Origin of the sequence: Shewanella sp. SG41-4, assembly GCF_014164505.1 — a bacterium.
Lineage (GTDB): Bacteria > Pseudomonadota > Gammaproteobacteria > Enterobacterales > Shewanellaceae > Shewanella.
In genome coordinates this window covers 1-18,382 of the sequence record NZ_JACJFI010000022.1, presented here as the reverse complement: position 1 = coordinate 18,382, position 18,382 = coordinate 1, and the positions used below count along the sequence as shown (strand labels likewise).

17 protein-coding genes are annotated in these 18,382 nt (G+C 42.7%); 1 reads left to right on the top strand and 16 read right to left on the bottom strand.

The genetic code is table 11. The features are described 5' to 3' along the window. Positions 1–3: 3 nt before the first annotated feature. The 16 genes from H5202_RS04035 to H5202_RS03960 form a co-directional block, all read right to left on the bottom strand. On the bottom strand, positions 4–1,860 hold the full coding sequence (locus tag H5202_RS04035; protein WP_182770917.1) for a glycosyltransferase family 2 protein: 1,857 nt from the start codon (positions 1,858–1,860) through the stop codon (positions 4–6). Beyond that, positions 1,857–2,249: an ApeI family dehydratase gene (locus H5202_RS04030; RefSeq protein ID WP_182770916.1), complete on the bottom strand. Its 393-nt coding sequence runs from the start codon at positions 2,247–2,249 to the stop codon at positions 1,857–1,859. Before H5202_RS04030 ends, H5202_RS04035 begins: the two co-directional genes overlap by 4 nt. Next, positions 2,242–3,609 carry an AMP-binding protein gene (locus H5202_RS04025; protein ID WP_182770915.1) on the bottom strand — a complete coding sequence of 456 codons (1,368 nt, stop codon included), beginning with the start codon at positions 3,607–3,609 and terminating at the stop codon, positions 2,242–2,244. The genes H5202_RS04030 and H5202_RS04025 overlap by 8 nt, the downstream gene beginning before the upstream one ends. Next, the gene (locus tag H5202_RS04020) at positions 3,602–4,153 is read right to left on the bottom strand and encodes a hypothetical protein (RefSeq protein ID WP_182770914.1); all 552 of its coding nucleotides are present in this window, start codon (positions 4,151–4,153) and stop codon (positions 3,602–3,604) included. Before H5202_RS04020 ends, H5202_RS04025 begins: the two co-directional genes overlap by 8 nt. Further along, complete coding sequence (locus H5202_RS04015) at positions 4,153–4,401, bottom strand: acyl carrier protein (RefSeq protein ID WP_182770913.1); 249 nt, start codon at positions 4,399–4,401, stop codon at positions 4,153–4,155. Before H5202_RS04015 ends, H5202_RS04020 begins: the two co-directional genes overlap by 1 nt. Before the next feature lie 8 nt (positions 4,402–4,409). Then, positions 4,410–4,664: a phosphopantetheine-binding protein gene (locus tag H5202_RS04010; protein WP_101084965.1), complete on the bottom strand. Its 255-nt coding sequence runs from the start codon at positions 4,662–4,664 to the stop codon at positions 4,410–4,412. Positions 4,665–4,691: 27 nt separating this feature from the next. Then, the gene (locus tag H5202_RS04005; RefSeq protein WP_182770912.1) at positions 4,692–5,543 is read right to left on the bottom strand and encodes a lysophospholipid acyltransferase family protein; all 852 of its coding nucleotides are present in this window, start codon (positions 5,541–5,543) and stop codon (positions 4,692–4,694) included. After that, a complete protein-coding gene (locus H5202_RS04000; protein WP_182770911.1) occupies positions 5,536–6,333 on the bottom strand; it encodes a beta-ketoacyl synthase chain length factor in 798 nt (265 codons plus the stop codon). The genes H5202_RS04005 and H5202_RS04000 overlap by 8 nt, the downstream gene beginning before the upstream one ends. Positions 6,334–6,582: 249 nt before the next feature. Further along, on the bottom strand, positions 6,583–7,470 hold the full coding sequence (locus H5202_RS03995; protein WP_182770910.1) for a DUF3014 domain-containing protein: 888 nt from the start codon (positions 7,468–7,470) through the stop codon (positions 6,583–6,585). 138 nt (positions 7,471–7,608) lie between these two features. Next, positions 7,609–9,684 (bottom strand): ATP-dependent DNA helicase RecG, encoded by a 2,076-nt coding sequence (recG, locus tag H5202_RS03990; RefSeq protein ID WP_182770909.1) that lies wholly within the window; start codon positions 9,682–9,684, stop codon positions 7,609–7,611. A 140-nt stretch (positions 9,685–9,824) separates the two neighbouring features. Next, entirely contained in the window at positions 9,825–10,433 is a 609-nt protein-coding gene (locus H5202_RS03985; RefSeq protein WP_162022132.1) for a response regulator transcription factor, read from the bottom strand. Next, a complete protein-coding gene (locus H5202_RS03980) occupies positions 10,430–11,524 on the bottom strand; it encodes a sensor histidine kinase (RefSeq protein ID WP_182770908.1) in 1,095 nt (364 codons plus the stop codon). Before H5202_RS03980 ends, H5202_RS03985 begins: the two co-directional genes overlap by 4 nt. Positions 11,525–11,601: 77 nt before the next feature. Continuing rightward, positions 11,602–12,282: a tetratricopeptide repeat protein gene (locus H5202_RS03975; protein ID WP_182770907.1), complete on the bottom strand. Its 681-nt coding sequence runs from the start codon at positions 12,280–12,282 to the stop codon at positions 11,602–11,604. Between the two features lie 220 nt (positions 12,283–12,502). Then, positions 12,503–13,432 carry a calcium/sodium antiporter gene (locus tag H5202_RS03970; protein ID WP_182770906.1) on the bottom strand — a complete coding sequence of 310 codons (930 nt, stop codon included), beginning with the start codon at positions 13,430–13,432 and terminating at the stop codon, positions 12,503–12,505. 142 nt (positions 13,433–13,574) lie between these two features. After that, positions 13,575–15,230 carry an AMP-binding protein gene (locus H5202_RS03965; RefSeq protein WP_182770905.1) on the bottom strand — a complete coding sequence of 552 codons (1,656 nt, stop codon included), beginning with the start codon at positions 15,228–15,230 and terminating at the stop codon, positions 13,575–13,577. A 515-nt stretch (positions 15,231–15,745) separates the two neighbouring features. Next, positions 15,746–16,849: a phosphoribosylaminoimidazolesuccinocarboxamide synthase gene (locus H5202_RS03960; protein WP_182770904.1), complete on the bottom strand. Its 1,104-nt coding sequence runs from the start codon at positions 16,847–16,849 to the stop codon at positions 15,746–15,748. A gap of 208 nt (positions 16,850–17,057) precedes the next feature. Here H5202_RS03960 and H5202_RS03955 point away from each other — a divergent pair, with 208 nt between their 5' ends. Beyond that, positions 17,058–18,026: an EamA family transporter gene (locus H5202_RS03955; RefSeq protein ID WP_182770903.1), complete on the top strand. Its 969-nt coding sequence runs from the start codon at positions 17,058–17,060 to the stop codon at positions 18,024–18,026. Positions 18,027–18,382 lie beyond the last annotated feature (356 nt).

The following is an 18,382-nucleotide window of genomic DNA, read 5'->3' as shown; positions in this document are numbered from 1 at the left end:
GAATTAGTTATCCTGACTAAGTGAAGTGGTGCTGTTATCGGGTGCAGTATTTGTATTAGGCGCGGCATTTGTAATAATTGCATTGCCAGTATTAGGTGCATTTCCAGTATTAGGTGCATTGCCAGTATCAGGTGCATGACCAGTATTAGGTGCGGTACCGGTATTAAATGCAGTCGCTGGGCGTAAAAGCGGACGAGTAATTAATTCGTCTTTGTGCCAAAAATCGTAAAAATTAAACCACTGCAATGGTGCCTGTTTGGCAAAATACTCTAAGCGTTGGCTGTACAATTTCATTGCATCAGTTAAGCGTGCAATACGCCCTGATCGCGGGCCTTTTAAGCTATCGCTTAACAGTTCGATATGTACTTTATAACGACCTTGTTGGCGAATGCAGAACATGGTGTAAACCGGACAATTTAACAAACTAGCAAGAATAAATGGCCCTTGTGGAAACGGAGCGTCGTGCCCGAGAAAGGGTAGGTAAACCACACGACCTTGGCTATTAGATGAGGTGCGGTCAGCAGCAATAACCACTATTTCGCCCATATCAATTTTTTGCTGTAAAAGCATAGAGGTACTGGGGTCAAGCTCATTAACATGAATAAGGTTAAGGCTACTTTGTGGGTTTAGTTGTTGTAATACTTTGTTAAAGTTTTCGGCGTGTTGAGTCAACACCATAACGTTGACTTTAATTTTCTGCTGGTGGCTTGAAATCGCACGACATAACTCTACATTACCTAAATGCGACACAATTAGCACAGCACCTCGACCAGAAGCCACTTGGTTTGCCAGAATATGACGGTCATTAAAATCGACTTGATTGAGTTTGATGCGGTCACACCAAGCATCAATTCTATCCAGAGCTGCATTACCAAAAGTAATGAAGTGATATAAGCTGTCGCGCCAATGGATTGGTTGATGTAAATCAGGATGTTCAGGAACTTGCTGCTGCACTCGAGCTAAAAAGTTCATCGACGCTTGACGAGCTGAAACGCCGGTGAGGAAAAAGTAACCAATCACCGGATACATGATCGCTCGACACAACCAGTGGCCGCCTAATCGATAGCATTCAGCCAGAAATTTTATGCCCCAATAACCGCCTCGCTCTCCCATTGACGACCAATGTTGATGCGGACTACTTTTATTCAGAATTTGGGGTAAACGAGTCAACATACCAAAAAATAATGTAGTGTGCATCCAGCTAATGCGCACATTGTCTTGCAAGCCTTGAAAGTGGCTAATGCCATCTTCTGGGTAGATTACTTTTGTGGGCACATGAACAACTTGAGTGCCTTGCCAGTGCAGTTTGACCATGACTTCAATATCAAAATCCATCCGTTCACCCAGTGCTTGCTGGCTTAATAACTGTTCGGTAGCGTCCAATGGATAAACCCGAAAGCCACACATAGAATCTTGAATGTCGAAACTTAAGGTCTCAATCCATACCCAAAAATGGGTGATGTAGCGTCCGTATAAACGCCCTTTAGGCACGGAGTGATCATAAATTGGTTGGCCAGATATTAATGCCTGTGGCTGTTGTTCTGCAGTCGATATCATTAACGGAATATCGTCTAAATTATGCTGTCCATCAGCATCAACCTGTAATACATGGCTAAAACCATCACGGAAAGCTCGGCGAAGTCCGCTGGTTACGGCTGCACCTTTACCACGATTAAAAGGGTGGTTAATGAGTGTTACCCAAGGAAATTTTTCTACCATCGTTTGCAAAATATAACGGGTTTCATCCTGGCTACCATCATCGACCAAATAACAAGGCAGGTTGAATTTTGCCAAGTCAGTTAAGGTTTTTTCAATGGTAATATGATGATTGTAATTGGGAATAACCAAGGCTATCTTCATGATGATATCTCATTGGCAGTCAGGGCTGTATTGACTGCCGCAGGCTTGAGCACAATGCGGCCAGAGGCAAAACGTTTATCTTGATCTCGATAACTAAAAATCAGTTTTGATTTTTTGGGTAGATGTTCAATGACCAAATCAACATAGGTGTCGGGCAAAATGAGTTGTTGAAACTTGAGCACTTCTAATGTGGCCACTTGGGCGGAATAACCAAATGCCTCACAGCCAAGTTTAACTGCCCAATCCAATAGCGTTACTCCAGGTAACACGGCTTGCTGTGGAAAATGACCATCGAAAAAGGCTAAATTTGCACTAACAAATAAACGCCATTGATAGAGGTTGTTATCGCCTTCATGGCTAACAATATGCGGTAATTCTGACTTAATCATGACTAAATAAGGCTACAATTTCTGATTGGGTACGCTTGCCTTGGCTGTTGAGTGGCAAGTGTGCAGGATAACGCCAGCGTCGTGGTAGGGTGATACGTTCAAACTGGCTTAATAAATGATTTTTTAATGCATTATTAACCGCTAATTTCCCTTCCGCTTTGAGTGTTTGCAGACCTAATTCACTTAAACAGACTGCAGCACCTAGCATGGTGCGCGGTTGTTCTAAAACCGTGACGGCCGCCTCGTTAACAAAAGGATGGGTTTGCAGTAAATGCTCCACTTGCGCTAACGACAAGCGTTTTTCTTCAATTTTTACAATGCGATCAAGGCGATGCAGTAAACGGAACTGACCATCTTTTAACAGTTCAATTTTGTCATCACATTTTAACCATTGAGTTGGGTTGTCTAAATAAACAGACTGCAACATCAGCGCACCATCTTGGGGATCCATATCCACATTAACTTGGGTAAATGCTTGCCATGGCTGCATGGGTTGCTGTTGGCGTCGATAGGCAATACCGCCGGTTTCAGTGCTGCCAAATATTTCAATGGGTAATTGATTAAAACATTGTTTAACTGCCTGGGCAGCATCAAAATTTAACGGACCACCAGAGCTGAAAATTAAGCTTGGAATACGCTGTTGTTTTTGATTTTCTAGAGCATCAGGCAAGCGGGTTAATTGAGCTGGGCTACTGATTAAACATAAATTTGGCATGATGGCCAAGTAGTAGCTTAAGGTTTCTGGAAAGTCGATTTGTTCACTTAAGAATGCTCGGCTAGCGGCCAAAGGCCACAAGATTTTAAACAATAAACCATAAATATGCTGATGTGAAACTGTCGATACCACTGAACAATGAGGCAAATGTTCGGCAAATGTTTGCTCAAGAATACTGACTTCGGCATCTAATTGTTGCAGTGTTTTTTTAATCGCTTTGGGCTGACCGCTACTGCCAGAGGTGAATAGTACTAATTCACCTAATAGCTTGGTTTTAGGCCACGTTGCAGCGGGCAAACTGAGTTCTTTTTTGAGCGCGATATACTCACGTACTTCACACAATAGAGTGTCGGAAATAATCGCATCAAATTCATGGTTGAGTTCACTCAAGGTGCCGCCTTGGGTGTTGGCAGGCAATATCACTTGTTTACCGGCTAATAAAGCTGCGCATAAACCAGCGGCAAATAAGTCACTGTGCTTGGCTGCAAGCAACCAACGCTGAGCATCACTTTGAATTAGTTGGGCATGTAAGTGGGCAACTTGCGCGCAAAACAACGCTCCCGTCATGATGTCATGATGGTCAAAGCTGATCAGCTGCTGCGAGGCAGGCCCTGTTGATAACCAATTGAGTAAAAGTTTATTCATGTTTTTTCAACCAAAAACGACGATAAATCCATTCACCACTGAGCAGTATACCCATAAGCAGATAAGCAATCAGTCCGTTGTAAAGCGTCCATATTTCAATGCTTGTTGCTATGGCTGTATAAGTTGCAACAGCACCATTTACAATAAATAACCCACACCAAAGTTTAGTGATGGTTTGTAAGTAAGGTATAGCTGAGTCTGGTAAATCAGGCTCTTTTAAGCGTGCTAGGCGCTCAATCATACTTGGGCCATTAATCAGTGAATAACCGAATAACCCCAACATGCTCATGTTTATCACCACCGGATAGAACAGTAGCCAGTCGTTACGTTGAGTAATAAAGCTGGCTGCGGTTAATCCTATACCCACCAGTATTGGCAGTGTCATGGATTTTACTTGCTGCTTAGTGACCATAAACCGCATCAATAATAACAAACATAGCAGCAAAGCTATTGTGCCCGGTGGTAAATATTGCAAGCCAAAGTACACCGCAACAGGGTAAGCAATAATCACCAAGGTTGTAATAATCTGCAGAATTAACCGCATTAGCTTTTAATTAAGCCTTCAATAGCATCGACTACATCATTAACAGTGCGGACGGTTTTAAATGCCTCTGGCTGAATTTTTTTACCTGTCAGCTGTTGCAATTTAATGACCAAATCTACCGCATCAATACTGTCTAAATCCAGATCTTCATACAAAGATGCTTCAAGCGTGATATCTGCTGCATCTATTTCAAATTCATCAATTAAAATGCCACTTAGCATCTCAAGGATTTGTTCACGATTTTGCATGCTAGCTCCTAAACACGTTGAGATTCAATAAAGCTAGCTAAGCTAGCAACACTGAAAAAGTGTGCTTTAGTCGCATCAGAATTGGCTTCAATTTTGACATCAAATTCTTTCTTAATTGCCAAGCCTAATTCAAGTGCATCGATCGAATCTAAGCCCAGACCTTCGCCAAATAAGGCGGCATCGGTTTCGATATCATCGACAGTGACATCTTCTAGGTCTAAGCAATCAATGATCAGTTGTTTTATTTGATTGTGTAAGTTCATTTTTTGTCTTTCTTATCAGTATGGCTATCAATGTGACTTGATAGGTTGTTTAAGTGTATCAAGGTAAAATTGCTGTAAGTCGCGCGTCAGTTGTCGAGCCATTTTGGCTTCATTACCTTGTTTAGCATCATACAGCAGGTATGACATGCTTGTGCCAATTTCTACTGACATATTGATGGTTTGACGAGGTATTTGGTACCAAGATTGTTGCTTAGTTAAGCCTGCAACATCAGTACGCAGTACTACAGGTAAAATATCGGTTTGGGTGCGCAAGGCAATATTAGCGGCGCCACGCGCAAAGGGATTAATAATATTACCCGCTAATGTTCGAGTCCCTTCAGGGAAAATAATCAGATTAGTATCTGTAAGCAATGCTTGCTGGCAGTCATGTAATAGTCCTTCTACACCCCGGTTTGGGATGTAACCTGCACTGGCAAGTACGCCGCGAATAAAAGGATTGCGCCATAAGCTTTGTTTTACAATACAACCCGCATTAGGCATAAAACTAATTAATACCACCACGTCCACTAATGTAGGATGATTCGCGATAACAATTTTCCCCTTAGTTTGCTGAAGTGCCTCAATATTTTTGGTGCTGACAGCAATTACGCCAGCAAAACTGAGCATGGCTACAAATCCTTTAAACATAAAGCTTACGACTTTTTGAGCCCTAGCTACGCGCATGTTTTTATCGCCGGGCCAAAATCGTAATAGCGGTAAAATAGTTAATGAACTCAATAAGCCGCCCAAGCCAAAAAAAATGTAACAAAACACACCACCAATCCAGCGGGGTACATAACGTAAACCACTGAGTTTTGGGGCAACGGTTTGGGCTTTATCAATAGCAGCATGTTGTGCTGTGTGTTGTTGATTAGGCATGATGTTCAAGTGACCAATACCAGTGACACAATTTACCTTGGATATGCTTCCCACTAGCAATATGGTGAATTAACTCGCTCAAGCTGATGTTGTCTTGGTGCTTTTTGTTGTCAAGATTGCCTAATCCGAGCGGATGATCTGACACGCTAAGAGTCATTCGTTGAGCTAATGTGTGTTGTAAAGTGGTCGCTGTCATCTGCGTTTTGACTTGCAGGGGAGTGCTATTGAATGGTGCGAGGTATAAACCTAAGGCTAAAGGTAGTTCGACTTCATGAGTAAACTCACTGTATACCGGTGGAACCGGATCATCACCAAAAACAACTAATACAGGTTGCGGTGATTGTGCTAATTGCGCGTAGGCTTCAATGAGTGCTTGAGTGAGAGTTTGTTCTCCAGCGGCAATCGATGTAGACGAAGCTGTATTGTTATTAACAATACCAAAAATGCCACTGGCAGTATTGTGCACAGATTGACTAAAAGCCATTGGCGATAACGCTTGTTTCTGGGCGATATCTTTGAGCAAGCCTAAGGTGCGCGTAAGCTCTCCATGGCGAGATGAAAAAATACTGCGACAATTATTGTCTGGTTGGCATTGGTATGCCGCCGTAAGCATCATTTTGGTTAAGCGACTAAAGCGACGACGTTGCATAGCAGGAATATGCTTTAATGCTGGCGAGTCAGGTTTAGGCGACGGGTTACTATTAGGTTGCTGCCATTGTAGCCAACTTTCAGGTGTCTGAAAGTCTGGCGACCATGCGCCCCATGATAGAAGATCAAATACTAAATGCACCACATTCCCTCTATAATTGCCTAGCTATCCTTATCTAATGGTTAACAATTATCATCTAAATAGTGACGATTTAGTTAACCTTGACGATTGTACACCCAAGTTAATCTAGATAAGAAGTCGTGTGGACGAAAAAGGATAATTGCTGAAGGTTAATTCAACAAAGTGGCCATTAAATAAAAAGCGCGACGGTAAACGTCGCGCTGATTGCTGTTAGCCTAATAAAATCGCTTTACCGCTTGATGTAAAAGCTTATTGTTTCGGAAAGCTTTGCTGCAATTTTTTGACTGCTTCTTTAATTTTTCGAGTGTTGTCAGGCCCCATACGGATCAACAATTTTTGGGCATTAGGTAATGCTTCAAGATTAGGATCGACATATTTATAGTTAACACTGATCGACGATAACTCAATAGGGTCCTCAATAATGGGTGCGCTAGCAATCATGCTAAAAGCCTGTTGCATACGCTTATCAAAATCAATATCACTGTAACCTAGTTCAGTAAAGGCTTCGGCAAAGAGTGGTTTTAACTCAATGTAAGTCGCGACTAAATCTTTATCGCTCAAGCCTGCTATAAAATTGGCGTACAAATCATATCGATGATAACCGTCTGGATTAAGATATGTTTTGTTGGTGATTTCACTGACAGTAAATTGCGTGTCAGGGCCTTTTAGCGGGCTAGCTTTGCGCACGATATCGCCTTGGGCTAGGTTATCAACGAACACTACAAATTGGCGTGCGATGTCTTTTTTCAAGATCATCGGCGCTATTTTCATGCCGTTAGCTATGGCCAATGTTTTTGCTTCAACAAAATCATCAGACTCAGCCAATGCCGGAAGTGGTTCTACAACAATAGCTTCCGTGGCTGTTCCAGCTTCACCAGTAGGTACAACATCATCAGTAGCGGTAATGTTTTGCGGCTCTTCAATAGGCGTTTGCTCTATTGGCGCCTCCGGAACTGATTCTGGCAGCTCAACTGGAGTGATAACAACCGGTTCAAATTCTTCAGTGTCATCACTGGTAAAGTAGAAATAACTGCTTGCGCCTAACAGGGCGATGACCGCGATAGCGATTAATAGTATGTTAGACCCAGGTTTTTCAGTGGCTTGTGGGGTAATTCGGTCTTCTTCATTAACTTGCATTTCAATTCCTTGGGGTTATTGCTAATCGATACACATATCTTGGTGGAGTCGAAAAATTCTGCATATTATCTATTCTGCAATATTCAACAGACTTGTCTAGTGATAACTGATGATAATGAACAATATATTATGATCTATCTATGCTTGAACATATTGCTGTCTATCACCTATCCAGCGTTGAATGATAGCATCTACGTTCTGAGGCACTTGCTGGAAAACGTGGGATGCCAATTTTTGGGTTGGTGCAATTAAATGTTGATCACGTATAAGATCAGCAATTTTAAGATCTGCCAAACCGGTTTGCTTGGTGCCAAGCACTTCACCTGGTCCTCGAATTTCTAAGTCTTTTTGAGCAATTACAAAGCCATCATTACTGTTGCGTAGCACCCCTAAGCGTTTGGTGGCTGTTTGTGACAGTGGCGCTTTATAAAGTAATACACAATGGCTAGCCACAGCACCTCGGCCAACTCGGCCTCTTAATTGGTGCAACTGTGCTAGGCCTAATCGTTCAGGGTTTTCGATAATCATTAAACTGGCATTGGCTACATCTACACCGACTTCTATGACGGTAGTCGCGACTAATAAGTTCAACTCACCCGCTTTAAATTGCGCCATAATCGCCTGCTTTTCAGCACTTTTCATTCGGCCATGGATTAAGCCAATTTTGAGCTCAGGTAGTGCAATGGTGAGTTCAGCTGCGGTGTCTTCAGCGGCTTGGCATTCGAGCACTTCAGATTCTTCAATTAAGGTACATACCCAATAAGCTTGGCGATTATCATGTAATGCCGCTTGTTTGACTCGCTCAATAACTTGTTCACGGCGGCTATCGGCAATCGCAACTGTGGTTACGGGCGTGCGTCCTGGAGGAAGCTCGTCAATGACTGAGGTGTCTAAATCGGCATAGGCTGTCATGGCTAAAGTACGTGGGATAGGGGTAGCCGTCATAATTAACTGATGTGGATGAAAGCCTTGGCTGACGCCTTTCTCTCGTAACTCTAGGCGTTGATGCACTCCAAAACGATGTTGTTCATCAATAATGATTAATGCCAGTTTGTTAAACACCACCGCCTGTTGAAATATCGCATGAGTACCAATGATCATTTGTGCTGCGCCAGAAGCAATATCTTCGAGTGATTGAACCCTAGCTTTGCCTTTAAGTTTACCAGCCAGCCAGCCAACTTTTAGCCCCAGTGGTTCAAACCAAGTAGCAAAATTAGCTGCGTGCTGTTCAGCCAATAATTCAGTCGGTGCCATCATAGCCACTTGGTAACCGTTTTCAATTGCTTGTAATGCCGCCAGTGCCGCCACCAAGGTTTTACCGGAACCTACGTCGCCTTGAACTAAACGCATCATGGGGGTTGGATGCTGAAGATCTTGGTTGATTTCGGCGACAACTCTTTGTTGTGCTCCCGTTGGCTTAAAGGGCAGTTGTGCTAAAAAAGGGCTTAACAATTGCCCTGTAGCAGGCATTGGCACAGCAGCATCTTGATTACTGCGCTGGCGTAGTTGCAACATGCTCAGATTATGAGCCAGCAGTTCTTCTTGGATTAATCTTTGCTGTGCTGGATGTTGACCTTGTTCTAATTCAAAAGGTGACACCGAGCTATGGGGGCGATGTAAAATATGCAGCGCATCACGCAGGCTAATATTATTGGGCTGTAATGCGCTGGGCAGTAACTCAGGTAATCCACCTTGGTCCAGCATCGCCAAGGCTTGCTCAGTCAATTTTATCCAACTGGCTTGTTTTACCCCTTCAGTTGTCGGGTAAATTGGCGTCAGCGTGTCGCTTAATGTGACCGATTCACCAGGATGAATAATGTGATATTCCGGGTGAACAATTTCTTTATGATGATTGCCGCGGCGTATTTCACCATAAGCCCGAATGCTGGCACCATTTTCCATGGCGTTACGTTGTGCCATAGAAAAATTAAAAAACCGCAGGCTCATCATTCCACTGTGATCACGGACATTACACACCAACATGCGCCGCCGACCTTGCATTATTTGAGTCGACTGAATTTCAGCTTCGATGGTGCCATAACTGCCAGGAGGCAATGCGGCAATAGGATGAATTTGCGTCCGGTCTTCATAGCGCAGCGGTAAATGAAACAGTACATCTTGTACTGTTTTAATGCCTAACTTAGCCAGTTTTTCCGCAACCTTTTTAGCAACGCCTTTAAGGTCGGTGATCGGAACAAGATCCAGTCGTAGCAAATTGTGCTCACCTAAATTGATTGTCAAAGATGTAAAAACCATAGTGATTTCAAGCTATCAATCTCGAATCACTGTAATTATATACAGATGTTTAAGGTATCTTAGCAGACTTTGAATACAAGGCAATATTAAGCCACTAATTACAGCCAACCCTTTTGCTTAGCGATTCTGGCTGCATCAATTCGGTTGCTGGCATTGAGTTTGCTAATGGCTTCTGACAAATAGTTTCGTACTGTGCCTTCTGCAATAAACAACTGACTGGCAATATCGCTAGTTGATAAGCCTTCGCTTGCTAGGCGCAATGCACGTCTTTCTTTGTCGTTGAGAGGATCTATTTCACCAATAGCGGTGAAGGCTAACTCTGGATCGATGACTCGTTTGCCTGCCATCACTTGTTTAATCGCGTTAATTAAGTCATCAGACGGAGCGTCTTTTAATAAAAAACCGCCAACACCATATTCTAATGCGCGTTTGATATACCCGGCTCGGCCGAAGGTGGTCAGAATAATTACTTTGGTCTGGCTGCGCTGTTGTTGTAACCATTGGCTCAGTTCTAAACCGGACTTGCCCGGCATTTCAATGTCGGTGAGTAATAGGTCAAATGAATCTGTTTTAAGTTGCTGCATCGCTTTATCGCCATCTTCGACTTCGACAATCTCTATTTCATTTAGGCTATCACACGCTAATGTGAGCAACGCAGCGAGGGCGCCTCTTACCATGGCTTGATCTTCGGCTAATAGAATTTTCATTTAACGGACTCACTTAGTGGCAATTGGATACTCACTTGATAATGGGGGATTAATTGATAGTCGATTGTGCCATGTAACAAGGTTACTCGCTCTTGAATGCCTGTTAATCCGTTGCCTTTGGTGATGGCTTTAACCGGCACATTCTCGATAAAGTTGAGTTTGAGCCAATCTTGGCTTGCTTCAATATGCAGTGTGCAATGTGTCGCTTGGCTGTGTTTTATGGTGTTATTAATCAACTCAGTTAGCAGCAAGCTGATTTGCGATTCCATGAGTTCGCTGAGTTTAGGGAATGTGCCTTCTATACTGACAGCAATAGCATTATCTCTTAACGTATTGGCTAAGGTGTTTAACGTTTGGGTTAAACCTTGATGTTTATAACCCGATACCGTGTGGCGAATTTGGCTTAAACAGTCTCGAGTTATCACGCTCACTTGATGAATTTGCAGCTGCGCTTGGTCGATTTTACCTGAGGCAATGAGTTTGTCTGCCAGTTCTGCTTTTAAGGCAATTGCGGCTAAGTGGTGCCCCATCACATCATGTAAATCGCGGCCAATACGTTCGCGTTCTAATGCGGTGGCTAAATTGGCGACTTCATCTTTTGATTGTTGTTGCTGGCGTTTTATTCGTTGGCGATTTTGTTCAATCACACCAAATACTCCCACCCCTAAACAAATTCCCATACCATAAAAAGTAAAAAAGTAGCCAGAGTAACCCATGCTGATATCGATGACTAAAAGCAACATACTCAGTCCGATAAAACTCAATATTGCAGTACGAAGTGTGTAGAAAAAACCAATAAAGAAACAGCAAAAGCTGAATAGTGATATGGCGCCACTACTAACAAATGACGACGCTATGGCTGTGATAAACATTAACCCAATAGGTTTGAGGGCTTGCTCTTTACTACTGTTATAGGCCCAGAAATAACCAATAATAAAGGGCACTAATAATCCGATCGCAATCGTAATCTTTAACCATTGACCGGCCATAAAATACAGGGGGATAAAGTAAAAACCTAAGTTTATGAGGTAAACCCAAGCGGTTCTTTGCTCGTAACTTTTTTCATTATTAGATGATAAACAAGATGTCATTATGCCTCCTAGCGCAGTTAATCATAGAGTAACTGCGCGCTAACTAAAACCTATGCGAGTAATAATAAACGGGTCGATTACTGCTTTACTGTTTGTTGGTTTAACAGATATGTCGCCCAACCATACTGAGGGTCAACCTCAATGGCGGTTTGCCAATCTTGTAAAGCCCCTTTTAAGTCGCCTTGTTCCTGTTTCGCTAGACCGCGCCAAGTATAGGCTTCTGCATGTCCCCAACAGATTTCGTTACAAGGCTGCTCAAATTGACTAATTGCTTGGGTTGCTAATGCTTGCGACTTGTCGAGGCCGCCACCAAATACACTAGGGGTATAAAATGCATTAATTGCTCGCACTAAGCTGACTCGTGGATTATTAGGTTCTAGATCGGTTGCTTGTTGGAGTAATTGCGCCGTTTTCATTCCGAATACAGCACCTTTGCTATTATCAAACGAGATTTGCATTCCGTATACCGCAGCAAGTAGAGCTTGTTGGTCTGCTGATGGATTTTGGACTAAAAGGGATTCTAGTGTGTGCTGGGCATTGTTTAATGCATCTGTAGCGAGCTGACGTTGGCCGATGATGTTGGCTGTAATGGCTAGGCGATAATCAGCATAGGCTTTTTCATAATCAATAGCCTGTTCACTGTATTGACTTAGTTCAGTGATGTTCATGGTATTTGCTGCAGCATCAATATCGCTAATGTTAGCAAAGCTAGTGTGGCTGACTAAGGTTAAGCTGGTGATCAGTAGTAAGGTTTTCATGGCTATCTCCATTTACGTTTCCCCCAATCAAGATGTTGTTGGGATAGGTGTAGTATGGCGATAGACGGAGGATATTCTTAGACACAAAGGTCATCAATTGAAGATGACAAATGTCATTTATTTTCAGTAGAGCTTGTTAAATATGAGTGAATTTTTAGAGTTTGTTATGAAAAGACCGAATCAATATTCGGTCTTTAGTGTCAGAAATATTTCCGATAACTTAAACCACTTGCATCACTAAATAACTGGTGTAGCCAAGGTAACCAGCTAACAGAACACTACCTTCACGGCGACCAATACGTAAGCCACTCCAAGCAAACGGTAATACCATGAAGGCAAAAATCAGCATGGCGATAAAATCGATTTCGTTAAATCCGGCAGCGGATACTGGGTGGATTAGTGCTGTTGCGCCTAAAATGCCGAGTACGTTGAAAATATTTGATCCAACAACGTTACCGATGGCAATGTCGCTTTGACCTTTAAGGGCTGCCATCACCGAGGTGACAAGCTCTGGCATACTGGTGCCAATAGCCACAATGGTTAAGCCGATGATGACTTCGCTAATGCCAAACTGTTTGGCTAAATCGACGGCACCATCAACAAATAATATGCCACCACCAACTAACATCGCGATACCAACAATAATTAATGCGAGGGATAAGCCAGGGGGTTGCGGGCTGGCATCAACATCTAGGTCTTCTGGGTTATTTTTGGCACTGACATAACTAAAAACTAAATAGCCCACAAGCGCACTAAATAAAATGGCACCGTCGATAAAGCTCACTTCACCATCAAGCAGCAAAAACCACATTAATATTGAAGCGGCAATCATGATAGGAATGTCGCGCTTAACCATTTGAGATTGCACAGTAATAGGGCGAATAAGAGCGGTAATTGCTAGAATTAAACCAATGTTGACAATGTTGGAGCCGACGACATTGCCTAAGGCTATACCTGGATTGCCTGCTAGTGCTGATTTAACACTGACCGCTAATTCAGGGGCGCTGGTACCAAATGCCACAATGGTTAAGCCAATAATAAGTGGGGCAATGCCCAAACGCAGCGCTACGGCACTGGCTCCGCGCACAAGTGCTTCAGCGCCAATGGTTAAAATAATAAAACCGCCGATAATGGATAACGCAATTAACATTCGAGTTTCTGCCTAATAAATGGTGCGCAACGACATTGTTTACGCTGCATAGTTGATGGCGCGTATATTGACAGAATATGTCAAAAAAATACACGCATAAAGCGTGTATTTTTTGTGTAGATAAATAATCGTTAGCAGATTATTACAACTCGTCTTCCCAGCGTACTTTAGCGCCGCGAACACCTTCTACTTTGGAGGTAAACGCTTTTTCCAGTACATGACGTTTAATTTTTAACGTCGGGGTTAATACGTCATTCTCAATGGTCCACTCATCATTGACGACGATAATGGCATCAATATGTTCGTGTGACTCTAAATGTGGATTAACAGTGTCGAGAGTCTCTTTTAAAGAGGTTCTGACTTCTTCACGTGGCTGAAGTTTTGAGCCTTCAGAAAGCTGTACTAATGCGATCGGATGCGGCAAACCTGAACCGATAACACAAATTAAGTCTACATGAGTGTCTTGTGCCAATTTACGTTCAATCGGCACTGGCGCTACATACTTACCTTTTGAGGTCTTGAAGTTGTCTTTAACTCGGCCAGTGATATCGATGTAACCGTCTGCGTCAATTTCACATAAATCGCCAGTGTGGAAAAAGCCATCTTCAGTAAATGCCGCTGCGGAGGCTTCTTCTTGTAAGTAATAGCCGCTCATTAAGCCAGGGCTTTTGACCAACAACTCACCTTCTTCAGTTTGACGTATTAAGCATCCTTCAACTGGACGGCCAACAGTGCCAATCTTGTTTGCGTTGAATGGGAAGTTAATTATCGAGTAAGCACAGTTTTCGGTCATTCCCCACGCTTCACAAATATCGATGCCAATGCTGTAATACCATTGAATCAATGATGGTGGGATGGGTGCTGAGCCTGAGCCGTTCAAGCGAGATTGATCGAGCCCCAAACCTTTCTTAATTTTACGTTTAACAATACCGCTAATGATAGGTATCTTGAGTAAGGTTTTAAGCTTTTTATCACCAATTTTATTGATGATATTTAGTTGGAATACCGTCCATAAACGCGGTACCGAGAAAAATATCGTTGGACGACAGCGTTGAATGTCATCAACAAATGAGTCGAGGCTTTCAACAAAAGAAACCGTTGCCCCTGAATAGAATGATGAACCTTCAATAGCCACACGTTCGGTAATGTGTGCTAACGGTAAATAAGATAATAGTCGGTCAGTCGTATTAGTTTGTAAGTCACGGATCACCGCTTCACATGTCCAGCCATAGCTGGTAAAGGTTTGTATCGCACCTTTTGGCTTGCCAGTTGACCCCGAAGTATAAATGAGTGTCATGACTTGATCTGCAGTGGGTAACAGCTCGTCAACAAGCGGTTGTCCTAGCTTTAATAGCTGTTCCCAATGATATTGGGCAGGCATGGTGTCATATGGCAAGGCTAAACGGAGAATTTCACCGCCAACGGCAGCTTCTTGTTCAGCCCAATGATCAAGCTTACCGGTAAAGATAGCTTTAGCACCACTGTGTTCGAGTATATAGCGAATGGTTTCGGCATTTGCGGTTGGATACACCGGCACACTAATGTAACCACCGTACATTAATGCTAAATCGACAATAAACCACTCGGCGCAGTTTTTCGATAATACCGCAACTTTGTCGCCACGCTCTAAACCTAAATGGCGCAGTGAACCTGCAATTTGTTGCATTTTTTGCTGAACCTCACGCCATGTGAAATCAACATATTTACCGCCAATTGGCTGGCGAAGGTAAACTTTGTCACCTTGCGTATCAACCCAATGAGACAACATCTCAACAGGCGTTTTAATTAAATTTTCCATCGACGCTTCCATGTTCTTTATTGTTATAGTGGGTCTATATGAATTTATTATGGCCATTTTTGTGCACTGGCGCAAACAATTGCACAGTATGTGCGCAAAGTAACACTGCAAACACGTTAGCAGAATTTATTTAATAAACAATAAATATTGAGCAAATACTCTACTCGTTAAAAATTCAGAGAGAATAAAAAGTAATGGCTTCTGTCATTCTTGCTTAATATCTACTGGTTAGTTATTGAGATTGAATTGACAAATTAATGTATGCCACATGTTACAAGGACGGATCCATATTTTGAGTGTTAACAAAGGTCGGTTTGTCTCGCCGTATTATTTAATCGCGGGAAATTGTGTACTAGGTGATGTTTGCTGAGTGTTTAGTGGTTGAAGGCTTATTGATGGTCGTGTAACGCTATTCTCTGACGATGGTGTTGGGGCGGAGATAAGCAGGCATTAATGTGTCGGCTAATAACAAACAAGGCGCTATTAGCGCCTTATTTGTTATGTGAAATTATTTTTTATACAATTAAATCATAATGTTCACGTAACACTTTAATAATGTCCGCTTTTGGATTGGCAGGTAATGGAATGCTTGAACCTGTGACTTTTTCTGCAACACCAATATAAGTGCGCGACACATTCATCATTGCGTCTAATGGTAAGTCATTGTCACGAGCAAGCGCTTCACGTTCTGGCATTCTGTCTTTGTTTAGCAAAATGTCGGCATCGTCAAAATGATTCAGTAAGAACTGGCGGAAGCCTTCTTTTGAGTTTTCAACAATCTTGCCCTCACGATAAGCGGCACCGTCCCAAATACGTGATGAGTCAGGGGTACCGACTTCATCCATGTAAATCAGTTTTGAGTCGCCATTTTTATCGTTAACGTAGCCAAACTCAAACTTGGTATCAACAAATACTTGGTCAAGTTTAGCCAATGCATCTGAAATCACCGTAAAACCTTGCTTTAGCAAGGTTTCATATAAGTCGATATCTTGTGGTTTTTCAAACCCAAATGCCTGATAGTTAGCTTCAATATCACTACGGCTAATGTTAACGTCATCTTGCGCAGGCACGCCTGGAATACCGGTTAAAATACCTTTGGTTGATGGGGTGATCAGCAACTCTGGCAGTTTTTGATCTTTGCTTAACCCTTCTGGCAAGGTGATACCGCAAAATACCCGTTCGCCTTTTGAATAAGCACGCCACATTGAACCGGTAATATATTGGCGGCAAATAGCTTCAACTTTAATAGGGCGAGCTTTTTGCACTATCCATACAAAAGGGTGTGGAATATCTAGAATATGGCTGTCGGCTAAACCATTTTCGGCGAACAAGCCAAACCAATGATTTGAAATCGCATTCAGTGCTGCGCCTTTACCTGGAATACCCTGCAAGTTACCTTCGCCATGAAAAATACAATCGAACGCCGAGATCCTGTCGCTGATCACCATAATCGCTAGCGGAGTATCTTCAGGTACATCGTAACCTTTGTCGCGAATTAAGCGGCGACTGTCTGTGTCGGTTAACCAGTAAACACTGCGTACTTTGCCACTGTGGACAGGCTTGTCGGTACGGATAGGTAAATCATTGTTCACGGCAAGAACGGAATCGGCAAGACTCATGCGAGTATTCCTTAGGTAGTAGGGTACAAAGGGTTTTTATGGCGGCTATTTTACCTGCATTCAATGCGTTTGCACGATAAAAGGAGGTGTTGAAATAGGCTTTTTTGTTATGCGAACAATCAAGGGTAAGGTTAGCCTTTCTTGATAAAGACTTTATTGGGTTATTCAGGCAGAATTCACGCCTTAATGATGTGATGGATAAACCAACGTGAACAGTGAACAAGAAAGCGCGAATACCCGTTTAGGACTGATATTTGTTTCTATAGCAGTATTTTTCTGGGGTATTTTGCCCATAGCATTAAAGCTATCGGGCGGATTCATTACGCCAGTGACTCTGACATGGTTTCGGTTTGTAATGGCATTAGTCGTGACCTTGTTAATTCAATGGCGCCTAGGTGCATTGCGCCAATTTGTTGGTTTGCCTTCATCTGTGTGGTTGAAATTAGTGTTAGCTGGTGTGCTGTTGATGTGCAATTACGTGTCGTTTGTTTATTCGTTAGGATATTTAGCTCCAGGCACTGCCCAGCTTAATTTTCAAACCGCGCCTTTTTTCTTGGCATTTGGTGGGGTGTTATTTTTCAAAGAACGTTTCAATGCATTTCAACTCAGTTGTTTTGCCACGCTTGGATTAGGCATGTTGATGTTTTTCCATCCGCAGCTCGATTTAAATCAAGCGAGCGATCATCAAGTGTTGGTTGGGATTATGATTGTGCAGTTTTCGGTGATGTCGTGGACCAGTTATGCATTATTGCAAAAGTCGGTGAGTCAGCGGTTATCGCCTAGTAATGTGCTGTTATTTATCTACGCATTAGGAATCGTGGTTATGGCGCCATTTAGTGACTTTAGCCAGTTTGAAGCAATGACGCTCGATCAATGGTGGATAGTGCTATTTTGTGGTGCCAATACTTTGATTGCGTATGGCTGTTTTGGCCAAGCTTTACATTATTGGCCAACCGCGCAAGTGAGTGCGATGTTGTCGTTAACGCCGGTATTGAGTTTTAGTGCCACTGAATTGGTGGTCAGTTTTGGCTGGTGGAGCGGGGTGTTTACCAGTGCGAACATCGATGCATTTTCATTTATGGGAATCGTGCTGATTGTGTGTGCGGTATTTGTGGTGCAAATTGTGCCTATGTATCAAAAGCGTAAACAGGCAAAAGCGTTCAGGACTGTATTGTAACACTTTGGTGCAAAAGGATTATCACTAGGGTCGCTTCGCTGCTAGGGCGGACTGCGTCCTGCTAGGAAGTGAAACAAGCGATAACAAGCGAACGCTGCGCTCACGGATAAAGCGGTCTAGCACCTAGGCTCTCGGCTTGTCATCTCTTAATCTCTCTCGTCACCGCTTGCTATCTCAGGAATAGGGGCAGCTTCGCTGCTAAGATTTTATAGCATCTAGCCGCGCAGCGACCTAGAACCTAGAAATAGTGGTATTGAAAAGGAAATAACCATTTTGTTCAATCATTCCCTCTGTAATGGTAATCGACAGGTTAATGGGTATTAATTATTTTTTAGACTTATTTTGTAGAATAGAGA